The sequence below is a fragment of the Dietzia sp. CW19 genome (assembly GCF_014145265.1).
Classification (GTDB): Bacteria; Actinomycetota; Actinomycetes; order Mycobacteriales; family Mycobacteriaceae; genus Dietzia; species Dietzia natronolimnaea.
The window spans coordinates 1-7,097 of record NZ_JAALEE010000032.1 but is presented as its reverse complement, the minus strand read 5'-3'; the positions used below and the strand labels follow the sequence as shown (position 1 = coordinate 7,097).

Here is a 7,097-nt window from a genome sequence, read left to right as displayed (position 1 = left end):
GGCGGTCGCCACCGCGCCCGCATGGGCAGTTCCCGCAGGAATCGTCGGTACCGGTGTCGCCGCCGGCGGAGGGTCGGCAGCGCTCGGCCTGGGCGGCGCGGTGGCGAGCAACCCCCATGCTGCAACGGGCGTCGAGAACGCGTTCCACGACGGCATGAACAACGCCAAGGACGCAGCGGCCGGGTCGATCAACGGCCTGAACATCCCGGGCGTCCCGCCGATCCACTTCAACTGACCGCCACAGCCACCGAGGGCTTCGAGTGATCTAGGAGGGCAACGTGTCGAAAAAAAACAATGACGACGCGGACTCGCCGCTGCGGCCCGTCGATCCAGTAGGTGGGCCGGAGGACGAGGTGGGGGAGCCCGACTGGATGGCTGCACTCGGTGTGGAAGCGGCCGCTGGCGAGGTGAAGCTGCCGCCGACGCCGGATCCGCCGCGTGCACCGGACGAGACCGAACCAGACCAGCCCTGGATGGACCAGCTCGTGGGAGCTGAGCCGGCTCAGGTGTCGGACGAGGTAACGCCGCCGCCGTCCGGTGAGGACCCGGCGGCAGTGGAACCAGGGACGGGGATAGCCCAACCACGTCGTAGGCGTGAATGGGCTATCCCCGCCGCGATGACGTGTTTGCTCGTCGTACTGGTCTGCGGCGGCGGGCTACTCCTGGTCAACAAGCTCTCCGACGGGATGGATCAACCAGCGGACCTGTCCGCCGACCTGGCGGAGATCGAGGGTCGCTCCGGTGACCTGGCAACAGAGGACGCCGGGACGATGCAGGATGCGGCTTTCCAGTGCGAGGGGTCGGAGTCAGGCGAGACGGTGACCGGCGACGGCGCGGGGGACACCCGATCGGTGGCCGGCGTCGTCCTGGCCTTCCAGCACGCCTACTACTCCGAGCGCGACGCGAAGAAAGCACTGAGTCTGACGTCCGACGACTCACCACTGGTGAACGTCGAAGCCCTCCAAGAAGGGATCGATTCGGTCCCGGAGGGCACTGAGCACTGTGTCTCGATCACGGCTGACGGTGCGAAAGCGCAGGTGAAGATCACTGAGGCGCGGCCGTCTGAGACCCCTGAAACCTTCGTCCAACAGGTCACCACCAGTCGTGACGGTGACCGAGTCGAGATCGTCAGTATTGCGGCGGAGGAAGAGTGATGGCGGCCCCGATCATGGCTCAGAGTCGACGGGATGTCCCCGCAGGAGCGGGACAGGTTCGGCCCACGATTCAACCCCCGGCGTCGCATGAGTGTGTCGCGGTGTGGGACAGGGCGGTGCCCGCGAGCGGATCACCGGGTCTCTGGCTGTTGGGCGCGCATGGCGGCGCCGGGGTCTCAACGCTCTGCCGGTGGCTCAGCCCCGCGGGGGACGCTCAGGGCCGGTGGCCGGGCGGTCATGGCAAACAGTCGCCGTTTGTGGTGCTCGTGGCCGAGGAGTCGGTGACAGCACTGACTAAGGCCCACGCCCTGGTGCGGCAGTACGCCACCGGAGGGGCCGGCACGCACGCGCGTCTGCTTGGCGTGGCCACGGTCGCGCGGGTGCCGGGCCGGCGGCCTCAGCAGGTCCGTCAGCGGCGAGACGTGCTGGCGGGGTTACTCGACCAGATCGACGGGGGCGCGTCGCAGATGTGGTCGGTCCCGTTCATTCCCGGTTTGACCACCGTGGCGCTCGATGAGCTGCCCGTCTGGTCCCTCGGGGAACCACCCACGACGAAGAAACGACCGTCACCGCGTGAAGCGGTGCCCGCGGCCGTCGCCGAACTCGGCACTGAACTTATCGACGCCGCGCGGACTCAGGTCGCGGCCTGGGGCAGAAGGTGAAAGAGCAGATGAACACGCCATTGCAACTTCTCTCGGCGCTGGTAGTGACGACCGTGGTCGTGTCAGCTGCCGGCCCTGCGGCCTCGCAGACCACCACCGCTCGGCCAGGCCCGGGAACCTCGACCACGACCACGACCAGCAGGGGGATTACACAGTGCCCTGCGGTGCACATGCTGTTGGCTCCCGGCACCTCCGAGACATCTCGGTTCGCCGAGCCGAACAGCGACACCCACGGCTTCTTGTCCCAGCATCTCGTGCGGCCCGTGATGGCCGCGGTGAACGGAGGCAATATCGGGGACCTGTCCTCCGGGTTTGCGGCACTGCTCGACTTGCCGCCCGGGGTGCAGTCGCTCGCGGGCACCGCGGGAGAGGCGATCGGCCGGTCCATGCAGGGACCGAACCGACAGGCTGCGCGAGTGTCGCGCACGTACGTGACCTACCCCGCGACGGTCGGGGGAGCGCAGCCGCCCGGAATGCGGCACCTACCCGAGAACTTCGGGGACACCACGCCGTATGCCGAGTCGATGAACACCGGTGTGGAAATGACGGAAGACCTGATGGCGACGGTCGCCGCGAGGTGTCCGGAGACGAAGGTGTTCCTTGCCGGATTCTCCCAGGGCGCAGAAGTGATCAGTAACGTTGCTCGGCGCACGGGCGCCGGGCAGAGCGTCATCGACCCAGATCAGGTGGCCGGCGTGGCGTTGTTCGCCGACCCGACCCGAGCGGGGGGCACGCCTCTGCACCCGGACGGTGCCTCGTCGGTGGGGCCCGTGCCGGGCACCGCCGGGGAGAACGTTCTGCGCGCCATTACGGGCCTGGAGACGCTGCCGACGGCGAACGCGGGAGGGCTGGGCACAGACAACACCGGCCACGTGGGCTTTGGTCAGCTCAGCGACCGCGTCGTCTCGTGGTGCCTGCCCGGGGACTACGTGTGTGGTCTGCCGGTCGAATCCAAGCTCGTGGCCGACATCGTGCCGCTACTCGAGACGATGTCGCTGGGCGACCCGGTCGCCGCACTCGAGCAGCTCGCGCGGATCCTCGACCGGGCGGTCAGCGTCGGAAACCTGTCCGAGATCGCTGACTTCAGCTTCGGCGGCACGGGCTTCTCACTTCGCCCCAGCGCAGCCAATCCCACGCCCGTGCTGAACAAGCGGGTCCAAGCAGCCACCGAGGAGACCACCAGCTCGCCGACGAGCCGGAGCGAAGCACCCTTGACGAGCACAGCTACGACCGTGGCCGATAGCGCCGTGCCTGAGGAGGCACCGGCTGCGCTTCCGGCTCCGGAGCCGATCGTCGAGGTCACACCAGCACCGGCAGGAGCCATCGGCCCGCCGGCCCCGATGCCTCCGGGTATTCCGGGGATCCCGGGGTTGCCGGGGCTGCCGCCCCTGCCGACGCCGGAGCAGTTCGTCGGAACGGTTGTGGAGGTGGCCGCCGGGATCGGCGGGATGGCGCTTGGGGCGGCCATCACCGTCGCCCGCAAGACCATCACGCCGGAGAATCTTGCCCAGATCGCCGTGGCAGGAGTGACCGGTGGCCCCCAGGCCGCGGGCGCTGTGGCAGTGGCCAGGCTGTCCGACTCGGCGATGTCCCTACTGGAGCCGGGGACCGCCTCGGGCTATGCACGACAGACGCTGCAGATCCTCAAGGACGCCGGGGTGCCGGTCCCGGAGCAGGTGGAGCTCGCGGTGAGCCTGGCGGCGTGGCTGTCGACCAACGAGCACAACGCCTACGGAGAACGTCCGGTCCTGCCGGATGGGCGCAGCCCAGCCACAGCGACCCGGGACTGGGTGCAAGCGATCGCCGCTGATGTCACCGCCGACAGCGCGGACCCGCTCGCTCCGGCACCCCGCCAGACCCAGGTCGGACTCAGCGCTTTGGACTCCGTCGAGTTCAACCGTGACGCCGCCCGAGCGGCCCTCAACAAGGTCGGCCACACCTCCGTTACGACGTCGTCGGTTGCGAGGCCGGCGAACACTACAGCGCCCACCTCGAGTGCGGCGCCCACCTCTACCACCCTTGAAGGGAACTGACTGACCATGAACATCCGAGTGCTCGCACAGGGCGATACGTCCTTCATCAACAACATCACGCCCTGGCTTCCTGACTTTCTCTCCAGTCGCCTCACCGACGTCGCCGGGGTGGCGCTGGCGATCGGCATCGTGATCGCCGTCATCGGCGGCGTCATGGTCTTCGCTGGGATCGCGTTCGCCCGCCAGGACGGGCGCGGCGATCAAGTCTCCGGGCGCCTGCTGTGGTGGGGCGGCGGAGTGGTCGGCCTGGGTGTGCTCATGCCGATCGTCGGCTGGCTGCTCGGATAGACGGCTAGCCGATGACAGCCCACACGCTCGCGCAGAGCCCACCCCCGGCCTCGCCGCAACCACTACCAACGGAAATCCAAGGGCTGCTGGCCAACTGGATCTCGATCGGGCTCGGCTTCGTAGCCGTGGCCAGCGTGGTGTTCATGGGCTGGGCACTGGTGGAGATCAGTCAGGCCAGGGAGGTGGGCCGCGAGCCCAAGCAGGGCGTGGAGCGGCTTCTCGTGATCGCTGTGGTCCTCATGTTCGCCTCGAGCATCGGCGCGGTTGTCTCGCTGATCTACACCCCGATCTGACGGGGAATGAAGGAGCAGAAAATGCGCAGTCGCACACTGGTTGCCGCAGCGGGGCTTGCGATGGCACTCGCCGCGTGCGGCACCGACGACGCGGGGACGGAAGGGACCGAAGACGGCCCGGATCTGACTGCCGCGCCCGAGGCGACCTGGTCGCAAATGGCCGGCATCGCCGTTCCCCGGGCTGAGCAGTGCCCGGACGAAACCGACCCGGTCGAACACGGCTACGCACACACCCCACAGTGCGCAGTCATCGCGGCCATGACCGGTCAAACGCTGCTGGCCACCACCGGTGACAACACGTGGCCGCAGATGGCGAGCACCATCTTGGCGCCGGGACCCGGTAAGGACCAGTGGGCTCAGGCACGGGCCCTGATGTCGGTCGAGGGCCGCGTGCGCAATCCCGCGAAGTTCGTCGGCTTCCAGTTCACCGACTACTCGCAGGACCGCGCCCAGGTCCTCCTGGCCGTGGAGTGGCCCGACGGCACGCTCACCGCCCAGCCGACGCAGCTCGCGTGGCAGACGGGCGATTGGAAGCTCGTCCTGCCGACGCAACAAACCGCCGTGGACGCCGTCGAACTCGACAACCTCGACGACTTCACCGAATTTCGCGCCGACTAGTAGGAGCTCAACATGGACTCACAGCGACGAGGACGACTCACCGCAGCACTGATCGTCGCGGCCGTGGTGGTCGTCGTGGCCCTGGTCGCCGCCCTCATCCTGGCGATTGCCACCGGCGACAGCGACGACGCGGGCAGCGCGGACGCTCCACCCACCACGAGTGCGCCAGAGCCCTCGGCCGGGATCGCTGCGCCGTCGGACGACGAGACCACTGACATTGACCTGGTCGGCCGCCAGGTCACAGTGGTGACGTCCGCCGGCGGGACGCCGCGCGAGCAGACCGGAGAGCCCGGCGCCTTCCCCGTAGGCCAGGAAATGGTGGGCCCTCCCGACGGACTCGAACTGCAGCGCGTGAGCAGCGGCACCACAGTCATGGTCTCGCGCTCGGACGGACCGACCGGGGTCGACGACGGGGTAATGACGGGCTACGCCCGCTCACCCGGCGGTGCAGCACTCCTAACAGCCAATTACATGGGTTTCGGGATGGAGCTAGGCGGGGTGTACGCCGACTTCATCGGACATTTCATGCCGACGATGGCCGGCGAAGACCCGGAGTTTCTTGAGGAGATCCGGGCCCGCGGCGACTCCGTCGACGGACGCGCCCTGGTAGCAGCGCAGGGATACAGTGCGCCGCGGTGGTTCAAGTTCGGGCAGTGCGACGAGAACTTCTGCACCGTCGAGGCCGCGTTGCCGTCAGTCTACGAAGCGGTCGGAGAGATCAACTCTCCCGACCCCAACGTCGGAATTCACGATCATCCGGTGATTCGGGTCTCGATGAAGTGGGTCGCCGACCAATGGGAAATCGTCTCGGGACGAAACATGACTCCGCTCACCGAGATCGACGGGTCGTGGTCCCGGTGGATGTGAGACCAGCACTGAAAGCCCTCGCCACCGTCGTAGTGGCGCTCTTCGTCGCGATCGCTGTCGCTACGCCGGCCCACGCCCAGGACACCGGACAGAACCAGTTTCAGGAGTTCAACGAGGAATGCCGAAGCGGCGACCGCGACGGCGACCTCGTCGACGGCGGACTTCTGGGCGGCACCGGCGCCCATGAGTGGCTCCGCGACTCTGCCCACACCGGTGGTCTTCGCGAGACTTTCACCGCTCCGGTGCGCGGGGCTCACGCTGCTGCTTGCATGGGTGTGGGCGCGGTGCAGCATCCGGGCGACGCGATCCAGGCCGCGGCGGATGCCGCGTGGGATGGAAAGCTCGCCGGGATCGTCCGGGAGATCAAGGACGGCAACCCGGCGGTGATCGGCTACACGCTGACGCTGTGGACGAAGTTCAAACTGAACCCGGACGCGCTCGAGCTGTCCTCGTCGGGAATCAACAATCTCGTGTGGCAGGGCGCGATCGCTGGGCTCGCGTTGAGCCTGGTGATCGGCCTGCTAAAGGTGGCCTCAACGCGGCGGCAGGGCTCCGGGGAGGCGATGGAGGACGCGGCCGCGGCCTACGGCCGGTACCTGCTGTACGGGGCTCTGGTTCCGGCACTGGCGATACCGGCGATCATGGCCTTCGACGGCTTCGCTGACGTGCTGGTGAACACCTATATCGCCGATGCCGGGGACTTCACGAAGATCACCGATGCGGTCACGATCGGCGAGGACATGAACCCAATTTTGGTGCTGGTGTTCGTGCTCATCTCGCTGATCGGGTCGCTGGCGATGTGTCTGGCGATGGTCATGCGGATCATTTTGCTTCCCATCCTGATCGGGCTGATGCCGATCTTCGCGGCATGGGCGATCGGGCGAGCGGGACGGTTCACCGTCGAGAACGCGATGGGTGTCCTGGTCGCGTTCGCGTTGCTGAAAGTCGCGGCCGCGTTCGTCTACATGTCTGCGGTGTGGGCGGCGATGAACCTCGATGGGTCCGAGGAGAACAAGCTGGTCTCTCTGGTGCTGTTCGGGGCGGCCGGCTTGTGCGCCCCTGCACTGCTGGCGATCATCCTGCCTCAGATGAAGGGCCAGGCCGGTGGCTCGGCTGGCGCCCTGGGAGGGGCGGCCCTCGGGGCGACCGGTGCGGTCGTGGGCGGCACGGTCGCCGCGGCGG

Annotated in this window: 9 protein-coding genes; all 9 read left to right on the top strand. The window is 67.9% G+C overall.

Annotation, left to right across the window (positions count from 1 at the left end):
- Window positions 1-235, top strand: a 235-nt coding sequence (locus G6021_RS01235) for a hypothetical protein (RefSeq protein WP_182609979.1), incomplete at its 5' end; no start/stop codon positions are given.
- A 136-nt stretch (window positions 236-371) separates the two neighbouring features.
- Window positions 372-1,154 (top strand): hypothetical protein, encoded by a 783-nt coding sequence (locus tag G6021_RS01230; protein WP_182640499.1) that lies wholly within the window; start codon window positions 372-374, stop codon window positions 1,152-1,154.
- Window positions 1,155-1,411: 257 nt separating this feature from the next.
- Complete coding sequence (locus G6021_RS01225; RefSeq protein WP_187700301.1) at window positions 1,412-1,816, top strand: hypothetical protein; 405 nt, start codon at window positions 1,412-1,414, stop codon at window positions 1,814-1,816.
- A gap of 170 nt (window positions 1,817-1,986) precedes the next feature.
- The gene (locus G6021_RS01220) at window positions 1,987-3,849 is read left to right on the top strand and encodes a cutinase family protein (RefSeq protein WP_069388981.1); all 1,863 of its coding nucleotides are present in this window, start codon (window positions 1,987-1,989) and stop codon (window positions 3,847-3,849) included.
- Between the two features lie 6 nt (window positions 3,850-3,855).
- Window positions 3,856-4,137, top strand: coding sequence for a hypothetical protein (locus tag G6021_RS01215; RefSeq protein ID WP_069388982.1), 282 nt, complete (start codon window positions 3,856-3,858; stop codon window positions 4,135-4,137).
- An 11-nt stretch (window positions 4,138-4,148) separates the two neighbouring features.
- Window positions 4,149-4,430, top strand: a complete 282-nt coding sequence (locus tag G6021_RS01210) for a hypothetical protein (RefSeq protein ID WP_069388983.1) — start codon at window positions 4,149-4,151, stop codon at window positions 4,428-4,430.
- Between the two features lie 6 nt (window positions 4,431-4,436).
- Window positions 4,437-5,048 carry a hypothetical protein gene (locus tag G6021_RS01205; protein ID WP_069388984.1) on the top strand — a complete coding sequence of 204 codons (612 nt, stop codon included), beginning with the start codon at window positions 4,437-4,439 and terminating at the stop codon, window positions 5,046-5,048.
- Between the two features lie 63 nt (window positions 5,049-5,111).
- Complete coding sequence (locus G6021_RS01200; RefSeq protein ID WP_182609982.1) at window positions 5,112-5,915, top strand: hypothetical protein; 804 nt, start codon at window positions 5,112-5,114, stop codon at window positions 5,913-5,915.
- Between the two features lie 32 nt (window positions 5,916-5,947).
- On the top strand, window positions 5,948-7,097 hold a 1,150-nt coding region (locus G6021_RS01195; RefSeq protein WP_156776076.1), incomplete at its 3' end, for a hypothetical protein.